This window comes from Streptomyces sp. NPDC058864, from assembly GCF_042742985.1.
In the GTDB taxonomy this organism is placed as follows: Bacteria; Actinomycetota; Actinomycetes; order Streptomycetales; family Streptomycetaceae; genus Actinacidiphila.
This window is the reverse complement of sequence record NZ_JBHYMQ010000007.1, coordinates 158,061-177,031: the sequence shown is the minus strand read 5'-3', so window position 1 is coordinate 177,031 and position 18,971 is coordinate 158,061. Positions and strand designations below refer to the sequence as shown.

The window sequence follows — 18,971 nt, the reverse complement described above, 5'->3', positions numbered from 1 at the left end:
TCAGGCCGGGAGGTCGAGGGTGTGGTGGGTGTGCTCGGCCTTGGCACGCAGGTAGCGCACGTTGTCCTCGGACAGGTGGACCCCGGTCGGCACCCGCTCGCTGATCGTGACACCGAGGGCGGTCAGCTGCTCCGCCTTGTCGGGGTTGTTGCTGAGCAGACGGATGGAGCCGACGCCGAGGGCGCCGAGCATCTGGGCGGCGGCGGTGTAGTCGCGTTCGTCGTCGAGGCGGCCGAGGGCGCGGTTGGCGGCGTAGGTGTCCAGGCCCCCGTCCTGGAGGGCGTACGCGTCGAGCTTGGCGTACAGGCCGATGCCCCGGCCCTCCTGGCGCAGGTAGAGCAGGTAGCCACCCGTCCCGGCGATGCGCTGCACGGCCTCGCGCAGCTGGGGGCCGCAGTCGCAGCGCGCGGACCCGAAGACGTCGCCCGTCAGGCACTCGGAGTGCGGGCGGACCAGCGGGGACGTCGTGCCCTCGTGGGCGCCGAGGCCGAGCGCGATGTGCTCCTTGCCGTCGGCGAGGCCGGTGAAGGTGTAGACGTCGGCCGGGGTGGTCCAGCCGTCGGGGAAGCGCAGTGGGATCCGCACCCGGGTGCGGACCGCCGCGGGCGGTGGGGCGGGGACTGGGTTCGGGGCGTCCGGGGTATCCGGGGCGGTCGGGGCTGTCGGCATACGGGTCCCTCGCCTGCATTCCTTGAAGTTTCAAGCTGGCAGAGGGGAAGCTACCGGCAATTGCTTGAAAGTTCAAGGTCGAATTCGTAGAGTGGGGGCATGACCACGAGAGTCCCCGAACCCCGCTGGCTGAGCGAGGGCGAGCAGCACGCCTGGCGCGCGTACATGGCGTCCACCCAGTTGGTCTCGGACGCCCTCGACCGGCAGCTGCAGCGCGACGCGCGGATGCCGCACGCGTACTACTCGCTGCTGGTGTGGCTCTCGGAGACCCCCGACCGCCGGATGCGCATGACGGAGCTTGCCGAACGCTCGAAGATTACGCGCAGCCGGCTCTCCCACGCCATCTCCCGCCTGGAGGAGAACGGCTGGGTCCGCCGCGAGAACTGCCCCTCGGACCGGCGCGGCCAGCTCGCGGTCCTCACCGACGAGGGCTTCGCCGCACTCGCCGAAGCCGCCCCCGGCCATGTGGAGGCGGTGCGCGGGGCGATCTTCGACCGGCTCTCGGAGGAGCAGGTGCGCCAGCTCGGCGAGATCTGCCGGGTCATCGCCGAAGGGCTCCAGCCGCAGAACGGCGTGGCCGGGGACCTTCCCTGGCTGCGCTGAGCGCGCCGGGTCAGGCCAGGTCCTTCTCGTACCAGGCGACGTCCCAGTAACGGCCGAACTTCCGGCCGACCTCGCGGTAGACGCCCAGCGGGCGGAAGCCGAAGCGGGTGTGCAGGCGGACGGACGCCTCGTTGGGCTGCGCGATGCCCGCGTACGCGCGGTGCAGGTCCTCGCCCCGCAGGGCCTCGAAGAGCGCCGCGTAGAGCAGGGTGCCGACGCCGCGGCCGGCGGCCTCCGGGGCGCAGTACACGGAGGTCTCCACGGAGGTGGAGTACGCGGCCTTCGGGCGGAACGGGCTGCTCGTGGCGTATCCGAGCAGGCCGTTCGAGCCGTCCGGTTTCGTCCCGTGGGCAACCAAAAGGCGGTGCGGTCCGTCTTCCGGGTGGGAGAGCAGCCAGGGGCGGCGCTGTTCCGGTGACAAGGGCTCCAGGTCGAAGGTGATCGGGGTCTCACGGACGTAGTGGTTGTACAGGTCGGCGAGGGCCTGCAGGTCCTCCTCCCCACCCGGCCTGACCTGCACTTCGACGGACTCGGACAATGATCCACCTCCGGCTGTGGCCCGACAGGGTACTGCAAGATCGTAAAAAACGGGGCGGTGCCTGGGAATTGTGTCCGGATTCCAGTCGTTATCTCTTTTCGAGTGGGCAGCCGAAAGGCACGCGTGAAGCTGCTGGAGGGGCAGCTCACTCGATCCGACACCCGACCGAACCTTCGCAAGGGAGCACGCATGGCAACCCGTGCCGTCGCCCGCAGCACCGCAGGCGGGAAAAGCAGCGCTCGCGCAGGCCACGGCGAGATGGCGGACCGTGACCTCGTCGGCATGTACCTCGACGAGATTGCGCGTACGCCGCTGCTCGACGCCGCGCAGGAAGTCGAGCTTTCCAGGGCGATCGAGGCAGGCGTCTACGCCGAACAGCTCCTCGCGGGCGAGGAGCTGGGTCAGGGAGCGGACGCCGGCCGAGAGGAACTGGAGGCGATAGCCGCCGCGGGTGCGCGGGCCAAGGACGTCTTCATCCGTTCCAACCTGCGCCTGGTCGTCGCCGTCGCGCGACGCTACCCGCGCAGCGGCCTGCCGCTGCTCGACCTGATCCAGGAGGGCAACGCAGGCCTGGTACGCGCCGTCGAGAAGTTCGACTACACCAAGGGCTTCAAGTTCTCCACGTACGCGACGTGGTGGATCCGTCAGGCGATCACCCGGTCCATCGCGGACCAGTCGCGCACCATCCGGCTCCCCGTCCACCTGGTGGAGGAGCTGGGGCGGGTGCGCCGGGTGCAGCGCGAGTTCAACCGTGAGCACGGGCGTGACCCGGAGCCAGCGGAGATCGCGGCCGAGCTCGGCTCCACCCCGGAACGGATCTCCGACGTACTGGACTGGGCGCGCGACCCCGTGAGCCTGAACATGTCGGTGGACGACGAGGGCGAGACCCAGTTCGGCGATCTCGTCGAGGACACCTCGGCGGCCTCGCCGGAGGACTCCGTACTCGTCATGCTGCGGCGTGAGGAACTGGAGGATCTGATCGACCGGCTCGACGACCGGACGGCGTCCATCATCCGGGCGCGGTACGGGATCGTGGACGGCCGTGAGCGCACGCTGACCGAGGTCGGCAAGCAGCACGGGCTGACGCGTGAGCGGATCCGGCAGATCGAGAAGCACGCGCTGGCGGACCTCAAGCGCATGGCGCGCGCGACGGGGCTGTCCATCGAGGCGGCCTGACCCAAGCGGGCGCCGCTGACGGCACCCGCGCCACCACCCAAAGACTCGAGCCCCGGTGCCACCCCCCTGCGCCGGGGCTCGACCCCCTCCCGGCCGGCCCGGTCGCGCGTCGCCCGCGTGCGTGCGGCCGGGTCTTCACCGGGGCCGGACGCCGCAGACCGCCCCGTACCCTGGACGGCATGAGCAGCACCCCCGACCCCGCCACCGGGCCCGCCACCGGGCCCGCCGAGGCCCCCGCCCCGCGCGACCCCGCGGCGACGCTGGTCTTCGACGACCCGCTGGACCGGCAGTCGTCCGACGACACCGACACCGGGTGGGGCGAAAGCCCCGCCCAGGGTGGTGCGGGAGATCTCGCGCGCTTCCTCGACGAGAAGCCCCCGCACCACATCTGAGGCGGACGGTCGCTACGGATGCGTCCGGTTGGTGCCGCCGTGGCTGTAGGGGGAGGGGATGCCGGGAGCGCCGCCCTGACCCTGCTGCTGGCGGGCGAGCAGGTCGCGTATCTCGGTCAGCAGCTCCAGCTCCGTCGGGCCGGTCACCGCCTCCTCCTTGCCCGCCTTGCGCCGCTCGTTGAGCTTGTTCATCGGCAGGATCAGCAGGAAGTACACGACCGCGGCCGTGATGAGGAACGTCAGCGCCGCGCCGGCGACCGCGCCCCACAGGAGGCCCACACCCTTCGTGAGCTCGCCGTTGACGACGGTGCAGGGCGGCTCGATGCAGAGGGTGTAGCCGTCGAGGTTCTTGGTGCCGATGGCACCGATCACCGGATTGATGAGGCCCTTCACGAACGCGTCGACGATCTTGCTGAACGCGGCGCCGACGACGACCGCCACAGCGAGCTCGACGACGTTGCCACGCAGCAGGAAGGCTTTGAAGCCCTTCAAGGGACGATTTCCTTTCGAAGAACGACCGTGCAGTTCGGCCCGGGGGACCCGTGGGGCCCGGTGGTGTCCGCCGGGCGCCGCCGACGCGAGGGCCGGCGGTGACGGAGGTGGGTGAGCGGTTCGGCCTCCGAGGGTAAGGGGTGCGCGCCACGGCCCTCCCCGCCGGTTGCCTTTCCCGCGGCGCACGGCTAGCGCAGCGCCACCGCCAGGGGCGAGGAGGCCGCGGCGCCGGACAGGGCGGCTGCCGTCCCGCGCGGGACCGACAGCACGATCAGCGCCCCGTCCCCGCTCCCGTCCCCGATTCCGTTCCCGCTCCCGCCCGTGCCGGCCGTACCGAGGCCCTGGGCCCCGGCGGCGGGGGAGGGCACCGCGACCACGGGTGCCCCGCGGGCCACCACGCGTGCCGCCGCGAGGATGTCGACGCGGTCGCCGGGCCGCACCAGCGCGGCGGCGGCCGCGTCCGCGATGCGCACCGGCGCCCGCACCATGTCCCGCCCTGCGGGGGCGGAGGCGGGCGCCCGGCCTTCCCGGCCCGACCGACCGGACTGCGGATCCGTCCGGGGCACCGCGGCGGCCAGCGCGGCCGCGGTCATCGCCAAGCCCGCGGCCATCATCCGCCGCCGTCGGCGCAGCGCACGGCGCAACCGGTGCCGCCCGCCGCCCGCCCTGATCGGCGCGAACACCGGGACCACGCACGGTGCGGGCGCACCCGCCCCCGCACCCGCCGGCGGCACCGGAGCGCCGCCGCCGTCCGTCCACAACGTGGCTCCACAACCGTCCACCATCTCGACCACCCCCGTCATCGGGCCCTCGTCACCGGCGCATCCGGCCTGGCAGGACCACCATGACGCATCGCGCCGCGGCCCCTCTGCGGCCTGTGGAGTACCGACCGGTTGTGGATAACTCGGTCGCCCGTTCGAGGGGATGGGCCGGACGGGTCTGGCGGTGCGGCGTCCGCGGTGGTGTGCTTGCTGGTAGCGAATCGAAGCGTCCGAGCCCGAGAGCGGGAGGTGGTCGACGTGCCCAGCAGTCAGTCATTGCGCGACGGCCCGTCCGAAAGGTCGAGAGCCCATCCGGGGGACGTCAGCCGTCGCGTCGCGCAGCGGCGTGAACAACTGGGGCTCAGCCGCGAGGAAGTGGCCGCCAAGGCCGGCATGACGCCGAGCTACGTGCGGTACGTGGAGGAGCAGTGCCACCACACCATCGGTACCAACGCCCTGCTCCGGCTCGCGGGTGCGTTGCGGACCACCGCGAGCCATCTGCTGGGGGGTGACGCCGAGCATGTGCCCGGTGAGACGGAGGCCGTCGGTCCGCCGGTGATGGAGGAGATGTCGTCGGAGGAGTGCTGGACCCGGCTGTCCGGCCAGGATGTCGGCAGGATCGCGCTCACCACCGGAGGCGGCCACCCCGCGGTCGTCCCGGTGAACTACGCGGTCGTCGACGGGGCCGTCGTCTACCGCACGGCCGCGGACGCGCCTCCGTCCCTGGCCAAGGGCAGCGAGGTCGCCTTCGAGGTCGATCAGCTCGACGCCTGCCTCAGCGCGGGATGGAGCGTGCTCGTCCTCGGGGTTGCCGAGCACGTCGTCGATCCCGAGGACGCTCGCATGCTGGAGGCACACCCTGGCCCATGGTCCGGGGGTGAGGACGACCTGTGGATACGCATCGTCCCCACCCATGTCACCGGCAGCCTCATACGCACCTCGTAGCCCGCCGTGGCCACCCGCCCACACCGCCGCTGTCGTGGCCGTCAGCGGTACCGCAGGGTTGGCCGGGCGCGGGATGGGTCAGGCCCGGTGGAAGACCGCCACGGGGCAGTGTGCGTGGTGCAGCACGGCATGGGTCACATGGGCCAGCCTGCCGCCGGCGCGCTCGTGCCGCCGGGGACCCGCGACGAGCAGATCGGCATGGGCCGAGGCATCCACGAGGGCACCGCTCGCGGAAGAGGCCTTGACCAGGTCGACGGTCACGGTGAGGTCCGGGTACTCCTCGCTGATCGTGTCGGCGACGTGCTGTTCCGCGGCCGCCTCCCGGTCACCGACCGACGTGGCGTCGTCCAGCCCGGGCACCATCTCACCCACCGCCCCGAGCAGGCTCCACGCGGTCAGCAGGCGCAGGGTGGCCTTCCGCAACCGGGCCTCGTCGGCGGCGAAGCGCACGGTGGGCAGATCGGTCTCGTCCCGGAGCCCGACCAGGACGACACCGGTGGAGGGCTGCTCGCCGCCCCGCACGACGACCACGGGTCCTTGCGCGTGGGTCGCCACCTGCAACCCGACCGAGCCCAGCAGCAGGGCATGGAAGCCGCCGCGTCCACGGCAGCCGACAACGGTCAGGACCTCGGGCCCGGACTGGTCGAGCAAGGTGTCGGCGGGCTTGCCCTTGCCGAGTGAGGTGGAGACGGCCAGGTCCGGGTAGCGGGTGTTGGCGGAGGCCGCCGCTTCATCCAGAAGCGCGCGGCCGCCGTCGAGGACCAACTGTGCGGTCTCGGGGGACAGGTTCCTGCCGGAACGGGTCTCGAGGCCGGTCGCGTGCAGGATGTGGAGCGGGCGATCGCGCAGCACGGCTTCACCGGCGGCCCACATCACCGCGGCGGTGGCGCGGGGCGAGCCGTCCGTGCCGACCACGACCGGTCCGTGGCTGGTGTTCATGGCGGTGCCTCCTTGTCGCTTTCGCTCCGCTCGGCTCCGTTCCCCGCCCCGCCCCGTTCGGTCCCTCCTGCCCCGTCTGGCCCCTCCCGCCCCGTCCGGCCCCTCCCGCCCCGTCCCGTGCCTCTGCCCTCTCCGTCGCTCCGCCGTCGCTCCCGTGCCGGTCGATCCTGGCCGTCCCCTCCGCGTCTCAGTCCGGCACCAGCACCGCCGCCCCGTTGACGCGGTCCGCGGCCAGGTCGGACAGTGCCCGGTCAGCGTGGTCCAGGGGATACGGGGTGGCGGTGACCCGGATCCCGATCCTGGCGGCCAGGGCCAGGAATTCCTGTCCGTCCTGTCGCGTGTTGGAGGTGACGCTGCGCAGATTGCGCTCCTGGAACAGATGGCGCTGGTAGTTCAGTGCCGGGATGTCGGTGAGGTGGATGCCTGCGATCGCCAGGGTCCCGCCCCGGTCCAGGGCCTGCAGGGCCGGCGGTACCAGGTCGCCGACCGGCGCGAAGAGGATGGCCGCGTCCAGCGGCTCCGGCGGCCGGTCCGCCGCCGCCCCCGCCGAGGCGGCACCGAGCTCCAGCGCGAGGTCCCGCGCCCGTTCCGACCGGGTCAGCACGTGCACGGTGGCCCCTTCGGCCAGTGCGACCTGGGCGGCGATGTGTGCGGAGGCGCCGAAGCCGTAGATGCCCAGCCGACCGCCGGCCGGCAGGTCGCTGCGGCGCAGGGCACGGTAGCCGATGATGCCCGCGCACAGCAGGGGCGCCAGGTGCACGGCGTCGCGGCCGTCGGCGTCCTCGGGAAGGGCGTACGCGTAGTCCTCGGGCACGGAGGTGAAGTCGGCGAAGCCCCCGTCGGCGTCCCAGCCGGTGTAGAGCGAGTACGGGCACAGGTTCTCGCGGCCGGTCAGGCAGTAGGCGCAGTTCCCGCAGGTGCCGCGGAGCCAGGCGACGCCCACCCGGTCCCCCTCGGCGAAGCGGCCGACGAGCTCGCCGGTGCCGATGACCCGCCCGACCACCTCGTGCCCGGGGACGGTCTCGCGGCGGTGCGGCGGCAGGTCCCCCTCCGCCAGGTGCAGGTCGGTACGGCACACGCCGCACGCCTCCACGCGCAGCAGCAGTTCACGCGGTCCGGGCACCGGTTTGGGGCGCCCGACGCGCACCAGAGGCTCCGTGATCATGGGCCCGGGCCGGTCGACGACCCAACCACTCAGCATGTCTCCAGTCTGCGACCGGAGGCCTCGGCACTGCAGCACGAAACCGGTCGCGCCGGTACGCCGAAGGCCCCCGTCGCCCGCGACGGGGGCCTTCACCAGGTGAGGGTGCCGTGGGTTCCGCTCAGGCGGCCGAGGTGCTCGCCGAGCTGGAGGACCCGCTGGTGGTGCCGCTGGAGGAACCGGCGGAACCGCTGCTGCTCTTGGAGTCCGAAGAGGACTTCGACTCCGAGCTGCCGCTCTTGGCGGCCGGCGTGCTGCTGGACGACGAGCCGCGGCTGTCCGTCCGGTAGAAGCCGGATCCCTTGAAGACGACGCCGACCGCGGAGAAGACCTTGCGGAGCCGGCCGTTGCACGCCGGGCACTCGGTCAGCGGGTCGTCGGTGAACTTCTGCACCGCCTCGAGGCCCTCGCCGCAGGCGGTGCACTGGTACTGGTACGTCGGCACTTGCTCCTCCTGGCACTCTGACTCAGTGAGTGCTAACGACGGTCAATAGTGCAGTATTCCGCGGCGTCAGTCCACCGTGACCGGCTCTCGGTGACCGATGACACTGCCGGGGCCGGTCCCGCCGCCGCGTGCCGCGACCACTTCGGACGGCCTCGGCGCGAGCCGTTCGCGCAGTGCCAGCAGCGTGACGAGCGCCAGCCCGGTGCCCACCAGCGGCACGGTGAACCCGGCGCTCGCCCCGAGTCCGTCGGCCAGCCGTCCGGCGGCCGTGGCGGCCGCCGCCTGGCCCAGCGCGACCGCGCCGGTCAGCCAGGTGAACGCCTCCGTGCGGATCCCCGCGGGCACCAGCGACTCGACCAGCGTGTAGCCGGTGATCAGGGCCGGGGCGATGGTGAGCCCGACCAGGAGCCCGAGAGCGCCCAGCAGAGGCACGGCGTGCGCCGCCCACAGCATCGAGGTGGCCAGGGTCAGCGCCGTGTAGCCGACGACCATGCGCCGCTTGGGCCCGGACTTCCAGGCGACGGCGCCGCACGCGATGCCCGCGAGCATGTTGCCGGCCGCGAAGGTCCCGTAGAGCAGGCCGTTGATGCCGGGCCGCCCGATCTCCTCCGTGAAGGCCGTCATGGAGACCTGCATGCCGCCGAAGACGGCGCCGATCCCGAGGAAGGCCACGGCCAGCACCCGCACACCAGGCACGCTCAGCGCCGAGGCCTCGCGCTTCCGGGACCCCGCGACGGCGCGCGACGGGGCGGGCGCGGTCCGCCGCTGGGCGGCGAAGAGCAGGCCGCCGGCCAGCGTCAGCACGGCCTCGGAGAGCAACCCGGCCGCCGGGTGCACCCCGGTGGCCAGCGCCGTGGCCAGCACCGGCCCGATCACGAAGGTGAACTCGTCGGTGACCGACTCGAAGGCCGCCGCCGTCTGCAGCAGCGGCGACCCGGCCGGCAGCGTGGCCGCCCAGCGGGCCCGCACCATGGGGCCGACCTGCGGCACCGAGGCGCCGGTGGGCACCGCCACCGCCAGCAGTGCCCACAGCGGCGCGTGCGCGAGTGCGAGCACGGCCAGCAGCGTCCCGGACGCCGAGTGGACGACCACCCCGGGCAGCAGCACGGAGCCCTGGCCGAAGCGGTCGGAGAGCTTGCCGCTCTGCGGGGCGAACAGCGCCATGGAGACGCCGGTGACGGCCGAGACGGCACCGGCGGTGCCGTAGGAGCCGGTGGTGTGCTGCACCAGCAGCACGATGCCGATGGTCAGCATCGCGAAGGGCTGGCGCGCGGCGAACCCGGGCAGCAGGAAGGCCCACGCGCCCGGCGTGCGCAGCAGCTGCCCGTATCCCGGGCGCGCCGCGGCACGCGCACGACGGGAGGCACCCGAAGGGCGCGACGAGCGGGGCGATCCGGTGGATCGGGATGAACGGGATGAACGGGACGTACGAGTGACCGTGGATCCCACGGCCGGGCCTTTCCGCCGCCTGGTAGCGCACCCTGGACGCCTGGTCGCGTTCCTGTGCGCCGAGAGCTGTCCTCTCGCGCATGACCGAGGTAGATACCGGGTCTGTCCGGCCGCCGGGCGGTCGCGCCAGCTCTGCATCAGACAGAGTTGGTGGTGACTGTCGTCAGCCATGTTAACGGCCGGCCCCACCGCCCGATTCCAGCCATCCGGCCAGCTTGCCGCCGCGTCCCACCGCCCGCAGCCGCGCCTCCGCCCTGTCCCGCACCGGGTCGGTGGCGACGACGAGGAGTTCGTCACCGTGCCGCAGCACCGTCGTCGGCAGCGGGACGAAGCTCCGGTCCTCACGGACGACCAGGGTGACCGCCGCACCCGGCGGCAGCCGCAGTTCGCTGACCTCCACGCCGTGCATGCGCGAGCGCGGCGGGATCCGCACCGACAACAGATGCCCGCGCAGCCGCTCCAGGGGCGCCGACTCGATCCCCAGGTCCTCCGCGGCCCCCGGGTCGCCGAGGTTCAGTCTGCGGGCGACCCAGGGCAGCGTCGGACCCTGCACGAGGGTGTAGACGATCACCAGGACGAAGACGATGTTGAAGATGCGCTCGCTCTGCCGGACCCCCGCCACCATCGGGATCGTGGCGAGGACGATGGGCACCGCCCCGCGCAGCCCGGCCCAGGAGAGCAACACCTGGTCGCGGAAGGGCGTGCGGAACGGCAGCAGGCTCGCCGTCACCGACAGCGGTCGCGCCACCACCGTCAGGACCAGGCCGACCACGAGCGCGGGCACGATGTCGTCGCCGAGTTCGTGCGGGGTCACCAGCAGGCCCAGCAGCACGAACAGGCCGATCTGCGCCAGCCACGCCAGCCCCTCCGCGAAGCCCCGGGTGGCCGGGCGGTGCGGGAGCTTGGCGTTGCCCAGCACGACGGAGGCGACGTACACGGCGAGGAAGCCCGAGCCGTGCGCCAGCGCCCCGCCCGCGTAGGCGAGGACGGCGATCGCCAGGACCGCGATCGGGTAGAGGCCGGAGGCGGGCAGCGCGACGCGGCGCATCGCGAACGCCCCGAGCATGCCGACGGCCAGGCCGACCGCGGCGCCGATGGCCAGTTCCAGGGCGATCTCGCCCAGCAGCACGCCCCAGTTGTGCACCGGCCAGTGCTGGGAGAAGGCGACGACCAGGATGACCACCGGGGCGTCGTTGAACCCGGACTCCGCTTCGAGCACACCGGTCACCCGGCTCGGCAGCGGCACCCTGCGCAGCACCGAGAAGACGGCCGCCGCGTCGGTGGACGAGACGACCGCGCCGATGAGGAGCGCCTGCCGCCAGTCCAACCCGACGAGGTAGTGCCCCGCCGAGGCCGTGATGCCCACGCTGACCGCGATGCCGAGGGTCGCGAGGACCGCCGCCGCCGGGACCGCCGGTTTGATCTCCCGCCACTGGGTGCCGAGACCACCTTCGGCCAAAATCACCACAAGTGCGGCATATCCCAACACCTGGGTCAATTCGGCGTTGTCGAAGGCGACTCCCAGTCCGTCCTGTCCTATCGCGACCCCAATGCCCAGGTAGAGGAGCAGGCTGGGGAGGCCGCTGCGCGAGGAGAGGCGCACGGCGACCACCGCTATGAGCAGCACGAGGGCGCACACCAGCAGGAGTTCATTGAGGCGGTCGACAGTCAGGAGCCGGTCCTTCCAACGAAGTTCATTGCCTTACCTAATATTTTACCTGTGCTTGGGGTTGTGGCGATCTCCGTCCACAGGACTGGACACCGCCTGGGGGGCTACGGGTCGGTACGCCTAAGGTGGCCCCTAGCAATCGGTCCACCCTGCCTTTCGAAGGACATCGATGCCCGCCAAGAAGAAGTCCCGCCGCACGCGCCTCATCGTGATCGGGGTCGTGCTCGTGCTCGTGGCGGGCATCGTCTACGGGTCGTACTGGAGTGTCGCCACCGTTCGCGCCTCCCTCCCGCAGACCACCGGAACCCTGCAGCTCAAGGGCCTGACCAGCGCCGTCCAAGTGAAGCGCGACGGCAACGGGATCCCGCAGATCTACGCCGACACGGCCGAGGACCTGTTCCGCGCCCAGGGCTACGTCCAGGCCCAGGACCGCTTCTACGAGATGGACGTGCGCCGGCACCTGACCGCCGGCCGGCTGTCGGAGATGTTCGGCAGCGGCCAGGTCGAGACGGACGCCTTCCTGCGCACGCTCGGCTGGCGCCGGGTCGCGCAGCAGGAGTACGACACCAAGCTGTCGGCCACCACGAAGAAGTACCTCGAGGCCTACTCCGACGGGGTCAACGCCTACCTGGACGGCCACTCCGGCGCCGACCTGTCCGTCGAGTACGCGGCGCTGAAGTTCAGCAACGACTACGTGCCCGAGAAGTGGACCCCGGTCGACTCCGTCTCCTGGCTCAAGGCCATGGCCTGGGACCTGCGCGGCAACATGCAGGACGAGATCGACCGCTCGCTGATGTCGAGCCGGCTGAGCCCCGGGCAGATCGCCGACCTCTACCCCGCGTACCCGTACGACCGGCACAAGCCGATCGTCGAGGGCGGGAAGGTCGACGACCTCACCGGCGAGTACGAACCGCAGGGAACCGCCACGGAGGGCACGAACCTCGGTACCGGCACCGGGACGGGGTCCGACGGCACCGGTACAGGCACCGGTACAGGCATCGGCACGGGCACCGGTACAGGCACCGGCACCGACGGCACCTCCACCTCCCAGGCGACGTCGAACGTCCAGTCCCAGCTGTCGTCGCTCTCCGACACCCTCGACCAGATCCCCGCGCTGCTCGGCCCCAACGGCAACGGCATCGGGTCCAACTCCTGGGTCGTCTCCGGCCAGCACACCACCACCGGCAAACCGCTGCTGGCCAACGACCCGCACCTGGCCCCGCAGATGCCCTCGCTCTGGTACCAGATGGGCCTGCACTGCAACAGCGTCGGAAAGGCCTGCCCCTTCGACGTGGCCGGCTACACCTTCTCCGGCATGCCCGGTGTGATCATCGGCCACAACCAGTCGATCGCCTGGGGCATGACCAACCTCGGTGCCGACGTGACCGACCTCTACCTGGAGAAGGTCACCGCCGACACGTACCTCTACGACGGCAAGCAGCAGCCCTTCACGACCCGCAAGGAGACCATCCGGGTCGCCGGCGGCGACGACCGCACGATCACCGTGCGCAGCACGAAGGACGGCCGCCCGGTCATCTCCGACCGGAGCGCCGAGCTGCGCACCGTCGGCGACCGCGCGCCGGTGTCGAACTCCGCGCCCGACCGCGGCGACGGCTACGCGGTCTCCCTGCGCTGGACCGCGCTGGACGCGTCCAACACCATGGACGCGGTCTTCGAGCTCGACACGGCGACCGGCTGGGAGCAGTTCCGGGCCGCCGCCCGCGACTTCGCCGTCCCGTCCCAGAACCTGATCTACGCCGACAACAAGGGCCAGTACGGCCACATCGGCTACCAGGCCCCCGGCCGGATCCCGGTCCGCGCCAAGGGCGACGGCACGCGCCCGGCCCCGGGCTGGGACCCCCAGTACCGGTGGAAGGGCTGGATCCCCTTCTCCGCGATGCCGTACGAGCAGGACCCGACGCGCGGCTACATCGTCACCGCCAACCAGGCCGTGGTCGACAAGAGCGAGTACCCCTACCTGCTCACCGAGGACTGGGGCTACGGCACCCGCAGCCAGCGGATCAACGACCTGATCCAGTCCAAGATCAAGGACAGCGGCCTGATCTCCATGGACGACATGCAGGCGATGCAGGGCGACAACAGCAGCGAGATCGCCAAGACCCTGGTGCCGTACCTGCTGAAGATCGACATAAAGAACGACAAGGACGACTACGTCCGCAACGCCCAGAAGCTGCTGGAGGGCTGGGACTACAACCAGGACTCCGACTCGGCGCCCGCCGCCTACTTCAACGCCGTCTGGCGCAACATCCTCAAGCTGGCCTTCGGCAACAAGCTGCCCAAGGAGCTGCGCCCCGAGGGCCAGTGCCTGACCGTTCCGGCCGCCGACCGGTCCGGCCCGGTCGACGACCTCGACGGCAAGTCCCAGCTGGTGCGCGAGTGCGGGCGGCGTGCCGCCGACGAGGCCCAGCCGGACGGCGGCGACCGCTGGTTCGAGGTCGTGCGCACGATCCTGGCGGACGACGACAACCCGTGGTGGACGGACTCCCCCTCGGCCTTCTACGACAAGGACAGCGACCGGACCCGCACCACCCGCGACGAGCTGTTCGCCCGGGCCATGAAGGACGCCCGCTACGAGCTGACCGCGAAGCTCGGCAAGAACATCGACACCTGGAGCTGGGGCCGCCTCCACACGCTGGAGCTGCGCAACCAGACCCTGGGCACCGGTGGTCCGGCCGTCGTCCGCTGGCTGCTCAACCGCGGCCCGTGGCAGGTCGGCGGCGGCGAGGCCGCGGTCAACGCGACCGGGTGGAACGCGGCCGGCGGCTACCAGGTCGTCTGGGTGCCGTCGATGCGGATGGTCGTCTCGCTCGACGACTTCGACAAGTCCCGGTGGATCAACCTGACGGGAGCCTCCGGCCACGCCTACAGCTCCCACTACACGGATCAGACCACCAAGTGGGCCAAGGGCGAACTGCTCCCGTGGGTCTTCACCAAGCAGCCGGTCTCGGGGGCCACGGAGGACACCCTCGCGCTGACGCCGTAGTCCGCGCGGCGGCGCGTGACGACAGGGGGTGGGCCTTCGGGCCCGCCCCCTGTCGTTCTCAGCCCGGCGGCCGTCCCCGGCCGTTCCCGAAGCGCCGTACGCCCTCCGGGGTGACCACCGCGTCGACGGGCCGGTCGTGCGGCTCGTCGGGCACCCGGTCCAGCACCTCGTGCGCGTACAGGAGCACCACCAGCGCCGGCGTCGCCCCCGCCGCGTCCAGCCGGGCCAGGACCCGGTCGTACGAGCCCCCGCCGCGGCCCAGCCGCAGCCCCCGGCCGTCGACGGCGAGTCCGGGGAGCAGGACCGCGTCCGCCGCGGTGACCGCGTCCGGGCCGAGGCGGGGGCCTGTGGGCTCGTACAGGCCGCGGGCGGCCCGCCGCAGGCCGCCGGGGCCCTCGTAGGCGGCCCAGTCCAGGTCGTTGCCGGGGAGCAGGACGGGCAGCAGCACCCGTTCCCCACGCTCGCGCAGCACGTCGAGCAGCGCACGGGTGCCCGGCTCGCCGCCCATCGACACGTAGGCCGCCACGGTCCTGGCCTGCGACAACTCGTCCAGTTCCAGGGCGTGTTGCGCGATCGCCCGTTCGGACTCCGCCCGGTCACCCGGCGTCAACCCGCGCCTCACCTGGAGGAGGCGTTCTCGCAATTCCCTCTTGCTAACCTTGTCGTCACTCATTTGACGCCCAACCGCTGCCTATCGTCATCAAGCAACCGGAACTTCATCTTCACCTCATATGCAGCGGTTATCGTTGGCATCATGACTCACGCGCGTACCCGGATCAGCAAGGCTGTCATCCCTGCCGCCGGCCTTGGCACCCGTTTCCTGCCCGCCACGAAGGCGACTCCCAAGGAAATGCTGCCGGTGGTCGACAAGCCCGCCATCCAGTACGTCGTGGAGGAGGCCGTCGCCGCGAACCTCTCCGACGTCCTCATGATCACCGGCCGGAACAAGCGGCCGCTCGAGGACCACTTCGACCGCAACTACGAACTCGAGTCGGCGCTGACCGCCAAGGGCGACGAGGCGCGCCTGGCGCGGGTCCAGGAGTCCAGCGACCTCGCCACCATGCACTACGTCCGCCAGGGCGACCCCCGCGGCCTCGGGCACGCCGTGCTCTGCGCCGAGCCGCACGTCGGCGACCAGCCCTTCGCGGTGCTGCTCGGCGACGACCTGATCGACCCCCGCGACCCGCTGCTCGGCCGCATGATCGAGGTGCAGGAGCAGCACGGCGGCAGCGTCGTCGCGCTGATGGAGGTCGACCCGAGCCAGATCCACCTGTACGGCTGTGCCGCCGTGGTCCCCACCGGTGACGACGACGTGGTCCGCGTGACCGACCTCGTCGAGAAGCCCGCGCCGGACGAGGCCCCCTCCGCGTACGCGGTCATCGGGCGCTACGTGCTGGACCCGTCGGTCTTCGCGGTGCTCAGCAAGACCGAGCCCGGCCGCGGCGGCGAGATCCAGCTGACCGACGCGCTGCGCGAACTGGCCCAGGAGGACGGCCCGGACGGGCCCGTGCACGGTGTCATCTTCACCGGCCGGCGTTACGACACCGGAGATCGAGGCGACTACCTGCGTGCGATTGTCCGACTGGCATGCGAACGTGATGACCTGGGGCCGGACTTCCGGTCCTGGCTGCGCACGTATGTCAGCGAGGAGATCCAAGATTGAGCAGTGGCACGGCCGACCGCGTCTGGTCCGTCTCGGAGCATCTCGAAAACATCCTGCGGCAGCTGAAGCCGCTGGAACCCATCGAGCTGCAACTCCTCGACGCCCAGGGGTGCGTCCTCGTCGAGGACGTCATGGTGCCGGTGGCGCTGCCGCCCTTCGAGAACAGCTCGATGGACGGCTACGCGGTCCGCACCACCGACACCCAGGGCGCCGACGCATCACATCCGGCCGTGCTCACCGTCATCGGTGACGTCGCCGCCGGCAGTGGGGAACTGCCCACCGTGGGGCCCGGGCAGACCGCCCGGATCATGACCGGTGCCCCGCTGCCGCCCGGCGCCGAGGCCGTCGTCCCCGTCGAGTGGACCGACGGCGGCACCGGCGGCGCCCCGGTCGTGGGCATGCCGGCCGCGAGCCGTAGCCCCGACGCCGTGGGCGGCGAGGTCCGGGTCTACCGGCCCGTCGGACGGGGCGACCACGTCCGCGCCCGGGGCAGCGACGTCGCGGCGGGCGAGCTGGCGCTGGGCGCCGGCACGGTGCTGGGCCCGCCGCAGATCGCCCTGCTCGCCGCCGTCGGCCGGGCCACCGTACGGGTGCGGCCCCGGCCGCGGGTGGTCGTGGTCTCCACCGGCAGCGAGCTGGTCCCGCCCGGCGAGGAGCTGGGCCCGGGCCGTATCCACGACTCCAACAGCTTCATGCTCACCGCCGCCGCCCGCGAGGCCGGCGCCCAGGCCTACCGGGTGGGCGCGGTCGCGGACGACGCCGAGACCTTCCGGGCCACCGTCGAGGACCAGCTGATCCGGGCGGACCTCGTGGTCACCAGCGGCGGGGTCAGCGTCGGCGCGTACGACGTGGTGAAGGAGGCCCTCGGCGAGGAGATCGAGTTCCGCAAGCTGGCGATGCAGCCCGGCAAGCCGCAGGGCTTCGGCTTCGTCGACGTCGGGGCCCGCGCCGAGGCGGAGGGCGACGGCGAGGACGCGGATGCCGCGCCGCCGGAGCCCGAGCGCACCCCGCTGCTCGCCCTGCCCGGCAACCCGGTCAGCGCCTACGTCTCCTTCGAGCTGTTCGTCCGGCCCGCCATCCGGACCCTCATGGGCGTGGAGCCGGTGTTCCGGACGACCGTGCGGGCCGTGTGCGACGGCGAGCTGACCTCCTCGCCGAAGGGCAGGCGGCAGTTCCTGCGCGGCCGCCACGAACCCTCCTCCGGCCGGGTCACCCCTGTGGGCGGCGCCGGATCGCACCTGGTCAAGGCGCTCGCCCACGCGAACGCGCTGATCGTGGTGCCGGAGGACACGACGGAGGTCGCGGCGGGCTCGGAGGTCGAGGTCGTGCTGCTCGACTGAGCGGGTACCGTTACTGCCCACGCGAGCACGCGGCGAGCAGTGGGAGTGCCGTACCGATGACAGAACAGCAGCATCTGACGCACATCGACGACGCGGGGGCGGCCCGCATGGTCGACGTCTCGGAGAAGGACGTCACCGCCCGAACCGCCCGTGCCACCGGCCGGGTCCTGGTGTCGCCGCGCGTCATCGAGCTGCTGCGGGGCGAGGGCGTGCCCAAGGGCGACGCCCTCGCCACCGCGCGGATCGCAGGGATCATGGGCGCCAAGCGCACCCCCGACCTCATCCCGCTCTGCCACCCGCTGGCGGTCTCCGGGGTGAAGGTCGACCTCGCCGTGGGCGACTCCTCCGTGGACATCACCGCCACCGTGAAGACCACCGACCGGACGGGCGTCGAGATGGAGGCCCTCACCGCGGTGACCGTCGCCGCGCTCACGGTCGTCGACATGGTCAAGGCCGTCGACAAGGCCGCGGTCATCACGGACGTACGGGTCGAGGAGAAGACCGGCGGCAAGTCGGGGGACTGGAGCCGCACCCGATGAGGGCGCTCGCGATCACCGCCTCCAACCGCGCGGCCGCCGGGGTCTACGAGGACCGGGGCGGCCCGTTGGTCGTCGCCGGGCTGCGGGAGATGGGCTTCACCGTCGACGGCCCGCGCGTCGTCCCTGACGGCGAGCCCGTCGGCAGCGCGCTGCGGGAGGCCGTGGCCGAGGGCTACGACGTGGTGGTCACCACCGGCGGCACCGGCATCTCGCCCACCGACCGCACCCCGGAGGTCACCCGCGCCGTCCTCGACTACGAGGTCCCCGGAGTCGCCGAGGCGGTGCGCGCCGCGGGCCGCGAGAAGGTGCCCACGGCCGCGCTGTCGCGTGGCGTCTGCGGTGTCGCCGGGCGCACCCTGGTGGTGAACCTCCCCGGGTCGACCGGCGGTGTCAAGGACGGCCTGGCCGTCCTGGCCCCGATCCTCGTCCATGCCGTCGAGCAGATCCACGGCGGCGACCACCCTACGTCTGGGAGACCGAGCTGAACGGGTCCTGGCCGGCCGAGCTGGCGGACGGGGACGTCCTCCTCCGCCCGATAAGGATGCGCGACCAGCGGGCCTGGCGTGAGGTCAACCGCCGCAACCGTGAATGGCTGCGGCCGTGGGAGGCCACCGTGCCCCCGGCGCCGCCCGGGCACCTCACCCAGCGGCCCACCTACCGGCAGATGGTCCGGCATCTGCGCCACGAGGCCGTCGCCGGCCGCATGATGCCGTTCGTCATCGAGTACCAGGGGCGGCTCGCCGGGCAGCTCACCGTCGCCGGGATCACCTGGGGCTCCATGTGCAGCGCCCACGTCGGCTACTGGGTCGACGAGGCCGTCGCCGGCCGCGGGGTCATGCCCACCGCGGTCGCGCTCGCCGTCGACCACTGCTTCCGCGCGGTGGGGCTGCACCGCGTCGAGGTCTGCATCCGGCCGGAGAACATGCCGAGCCGGCGGGTTGTGGAGAAACTCGGCTTCCGCGAGGAAGGGCTGCGCCCCCGCTATCTCCATATCGACGGAGCCTGGCGTGACCACCTGGTCTTCGCGTTGACGGCGGAGGAGGTGCCGGAGGGAATGCTCCACCGCTGGCACCAGGCCCGACCTGGCACGGCTCACAAATAAAATATCTGTTCGAAAATGGCCGCCGATCCGACTCCGACTTGAAC

20 protein-coding genes are annotated in these 18,971 nt (G+C 72.0%); 10 read left to right on the top strand and 10 right to left on the bottom strand.

What is annotated here, in order from left to right; translation table 11 throughout:
- Positions 1-669 (bottom strand): GTP cyclohydrolase II, encoded by a 669-nt coding sequence (locus ACFW3D_RS08535; RefSeq protein ID WP_500502833.1) that lies wholly within the window; start codon positions 667-669, stop codon positions 1-3.
- 99 nt (positions 670-768) lie between these two features.
- On the opposite strand from ACFW3D_RS08535, the gene ACFW3D_RS08530 reads away from it, so the two are divergent.
- Positions 769-1,272 carry a MarR family winged helix-turn-helix transcriptional regulator gene (locus ACFW3D_RS08530; protein ID WP_500502831.1) on the top strand — a complete coding sequence of 168 codons (504 nt, stop codon included), beginning with the start codon at positions 769-771 and terminating at the stop codon, positions 1,270-1,272.
- A 10-nt stretch (positions 1,273-1,282) separates the two neighbouring features.
- On the opposite strand, the gene ACFW3D_RS08525 is transcribed toward ACFW3D_RS08530, so the two are convergent.
- Positions 1,283-1,810, bottom strand: a complete 528-nt coding sequence (locus tag ACFW3D_RS08525) for a GNAT family N-acetyltransferase (protein ID WP_500502829.1) — start codon at positions 1,808-1,810, stop codon at positions 1,283-1,285.
- Between the two features lie 189 nt (positions 1,811-1,999).
- Between ACFW3D_RS08525 and ACFW3D_RS08520 the strand changes: the two genes are divergently transcribed.
- Positions 2,000-2,986: a sigma-70 family RNA polymerase sigma factor gene (locus ACFW3D_RS08520; RefSeq protein WP_431967487.1), complete on the top strand. Its 987-nt coding sequence runs from the start codon at positions 2,000-2,002 to the stop codon at positions 2,984-2,986.
- Positions 2,987-3,165: 179 nt separating this feature from the next.
- Positions 3,166-3,378 (top strand): hypothetical protein, encoded by a 213-nt coding sequence (locus ACFW3D_RS08515; RefSeq protein ID WP_500502826.1) that lies wholly within the window; start codon positions 3,166-3,168, stop codon positions 3,376-3,378.
- A gap of 12 nt (positions 3,379-3,390) precedes the next feature.
- Here ACFW3D_RS08515 and mscL read toward each other — a convergent pair whose 3' ends face one another.
- Positions 3,391-3,870: a large conductance mechanosensitive channel protein MscL gene (gene mscL, locus ACFW3D_RS08510; protein WP_500502824.1), complete on the bottom strand. Its 480-nt coding sequence runs from the start codon at positions 3,868-3,870 to the stop codon at positions 3,391-3,393.
- A 188-nt stretch (positions 3,871-4,058) separates the two neighbouring features.
- The gene (locus ACFW3D_RS08505; protein ID WP_500502821.1) at positions 4,059-4,673 is read right to left on the bottom strand and encodes a hypothetical protein; all 615 of its coding nucleotides are present in this window, start codon (positions 4,671-4,673) and stop codon (positions 4,059-4,061) included.
- Between the two features lie 216 nt (positions 4,674-4,889).
- Here ACFW3D_RS08505 and ACFW3D_RS08500 point away from each other — a divergent pair, with 216 nt between their 5' ends.
- Positions 4,890-5,576 (top strand): helix-turn-helix domain-containing protein, encoded by a 687-nt coding sequence (locus tag ACFW3D_RS08500; RefSeq protein WP_500502819.1) that lies wholly within the window; start codon positions 4,890-4,892, stop codon positions 5,574-5,576.
- Between the two features lie 78 nt (positions 5,577-5,654).
- On the opposite strand, the gene ACFW3D_RS08495 is transcribed toward ACFW3D_RS08500, so the two are convergent.
- From ACFW3D_RS08495 to ACFW3D_RS08475, 5 genes are all read right to left on the bottom strand, one after another.
- The gene (locus tag ACFW3D_RS08495) at positions 5,655-6,515 is read right to left on the bottom strand and encodes a universal stress protein (protein WP_500502817.1); all 861 of its coding nucleotides are present in this window, start codon (positions 6,513-6,515) and stop codon (positions 5,655-5,657) included.
- A 187-nt stretch (positions 6,516-6,702) separates the two neighbouring features.
- Entirely contained in the window at positions 6,703-7,716 is a 1,014-nt protein-coding gene (locus ACFW3D_RS08490) for a zinc-dependent alcohol dehydrogenase family protein (protein ID WP_500502815.1), read from the bottom strand.
- 121 nt (positions 7,717-7,837) lie between these two features.
- Positions 7,838-8,161: an FmdB family zinc ribbon protein gene (locus tag ACFW3D_RS08485; protein WP_500502812.1), complete on the bottom strand. Its 324-nt coding sequence runs from the start codon at positions 8,159-8,161 to the stop codon at positions 7,838-7,840.
- Positions 8,162-8,227: 66 nt separating this feature from the next.
- Positions 8,228-9,415, bottom strand: a complete 1,188-nt coding sequence (locus ACFW3D_RS08480; RefSeq protein ID WP_500502811.1) for an MFS transporter — start codon at positions 9,413-9,415, stop codon at positions 8,228-8,230.
- Between the two features lie 367 nt (positions 9,416-9,782).
- The gene (locus ACFW3D_RS08475) at positions 9,783-11,282 is read right to left on the bottom strand and encodes a potassium/proton antiporter (RefSeq protein ID WP_500502908.1); all 1,500 of its coding nucleotides are present in this window, start codon (positions 11,280-11,282) and stop codon (positions 9,783-9,785) included.
- A 166-nt stretch (positions 11,283-11,448) separates the two neighbouring features.
- On the opposite strand from ACFW3D_RS08475, the gene ACFW3D_RS08470 reads away from it, so the two are divergent.
- The gene (locus ACFW3D_RS08470; protein ID WP_500502809.1) at positions 11,449-14,283 is read left to right on the top strand and encodes a penicillin acylase family protein; all 2,835 of its coding nucleotides are present in this window, start codon (positions 11,449-11,451) and stop codon (positions 14,281-14,283) included.
- A 58-nt stretch (positions 14,284-14,341) separates the two neighbouring features.
- Here the strand turns inward: ACFW3D_RS08470 and ACFW3D_RS08465 are convergent, their stop codons facing one another.
- Complete coding sequence (locus ACFW3D_RS08465) at positions 14,342-14,956, bottom strand: 5-formyltetrahydrofolate cyclo-ligase (RefSeq protein ID WP_500502807.1); 615 nt, start codon at positions 14,954-14,956, stop codon at positions 14,342-14,344.
- An 81-nt stretch (positions 14,957-15,037) separates the two neighbouring features.
- Here ACFW3D_RS08465 and galU point away from each other — a divergent pair, with 81 nt between their 5' ends.
- From galU to ACFW3D_RS08440, 5 genes are read left to right on the top strand one after another with little or no spacing between them, the layout of a single operon-like run.
- Positions 15,038-15,946, top strand: a complete 909-nt coding sequence (galU, locus tag ACFW3D_RS08460; protein WP_500502805.1) for a UTP--glucose-1-phosphate uridylyltransferase GalU — start codon at positions 15,038-15,040, stop codon at positions 15,944-15,946.
- The gene (locus ACFW3D_RS08455; RefSeq protein ID WP_500502804.1) at positions 15,943-17,286 is read left to right on the top strand and encodes a molybdopterin molybdotransferase MoeA; all 1,344 of its coding nucleotides are present in this window, start codon (positions 15,943-15,945) and stop codon (positions 17,284-17,286) included. Before galU ends, ACFW3D_RS08455 begins: the two co-directional genes overlap by 4 nt.
- 56 nt (positions 17,287-17,342) lie before the next feature.
- Complete coding sequence (moaC, locus tag ACFW3D_RS08450) at positions 17,343-17,825, top strand: cyclic pyranopterin monophosphate synthase MoaC (protein WP_500502801.1); 483 nt, start codon at positions 17,343-17,345, stop codon at positions 17,823-17,825.
- The gene (locus tag ACFW3D_RS08445; RefSeq protein ID WP_326575306.1) at positions 17,822-18,310 is read left to right on the top strand and encodes a MogA/MoaB family molybdenum cofactor biosynthesis protein; all 489 of its coding nucleotides are present in this window, start codon (positions 17,822-17,824) and stop codon (positions 18,308-18,310) included. The genes moaC and ACFW3D_RS08445 overlap by 4 nt, the downstream gene beginning before the upstream one ends.
- Positions 18,307-18,927 carry a GNAT family N-acetyltransferase gene (locus tag ACFW3D_RS08440; protein ID WP_500502906.1) on the top strand — a complete coding sequence of 207 codons (621 nt, stop codon included), beginning with the start codon at positions 18,307-18,309 and terminating at the stop codon, positions 18,925-18,927. Before ACFW3D_RS08445 ends, ACFW3D_RS08440 begins: the two co-directional genes overlap by 4 nt.
- Positions 18,928-18,971: the final 44 nt, after the last annotated feature.

What these genes read in the sequence shown, in the direction of transcription:
- ACFW3D_RS08535 (WP_500502833.1), bottom strand. Translation starts at nt 669, where the DNA reads ATGCCGACAGCCCCGACCGCCCCGGATACCCCGGACGCCCCGAACCCA.
- ACFW3D_RS08530 (WP_500502831.1), top strand. Translation starts at nt 769, where the DNA reads ATGACCACGAGAGTCCCCGAACCCCGCTGGCTGAGCGAGGGCGAGCAG.
- ACFW3D_RS08520 (WP_431967487.1), top strand. Translation starts at nt 2,000, where the DNA reads ATGGCAACCCGTGCCGTCGCCCGCAGCACCGCAGGCGGGAAAAGCAGC.
- ACFW3D_RS08515 (WP_500502826.1), top strand. Translation starts at nt 3,166, where the DNA reads ATGAGCAGCACCCCCGACCCCGCCACCGGGCCCGCCACCGGGCCCGCC.
- ACFW3D_RS08505 (WP_500502821.1), bottom strand. Translation starts at nt 4,673, where the DNA reads ATGACGGGGGTGGTCGAGATGGTGGACGGTTGTGGAGCCACGTTGTGG.
- ACFW3D_RS08495 (WP_500502817.1), bottom strand. Translation starts at nt 6,515, where the DNA reads ATGAACACCAGCCACGGACCGGTCGTGGTCGGCACGGACGGCTCGCCC.
- ACFW3D_RS08490 (WP_500502815.1), bottom strand. Translation starts at nt 7,716, where the DNA reads ATGCTGAGTGGTTGGGTCGTCGACCGGCCCGGGCCCATGATCACGGAG.
- ACFW3D_RS08480 (WP_500502811.1), bottom strand. Translation starts at nt 9,415, where the DNA reads ATGCTGACCATCGGCATCGTGCTGCTGGTGCAGCACACCACCGGCTCC.
- ACFW3D_RS08470 (WP_500502809.1), top strand. Translation starts at nt 11,449, where the DNA reads ATGCCCGCCAAGAAGAAGTCCCGCCGCACGCGCCTCATCGTGATCGGG.
- ACFW3D_RS08465 (WP_500502807.1), bottom strand. Translation starts at nt 14,956, where the DNA reads ATGAGTGACGACAAGGTTAGCAAGAGGGAATTGCGAGAACGCCTCCTC.
- galU (WP_500502805.1), top strand. Translation starts at nt 15,038, where the DNA reads ATGACTCACGCGCGTACCCGGATCAGCAAGGCTGTCATCCCTGCCGCC.
- moaC (WP_500502801.1), top strand. Translation starts at nt 17,343, where the DNA reads ATGACAGAACAGCAGCATCTGACGCACATCGACGACGCGGGGGCGGCC.
- ACFW3D_RS08445 (WP_326575306.1), top strand. Translation starts at nt 17,822, where the DNA reads ATGAGGGCGCTCGCGATCACCGCCTCCAACCGCGCGGCCGCCGGGGTC.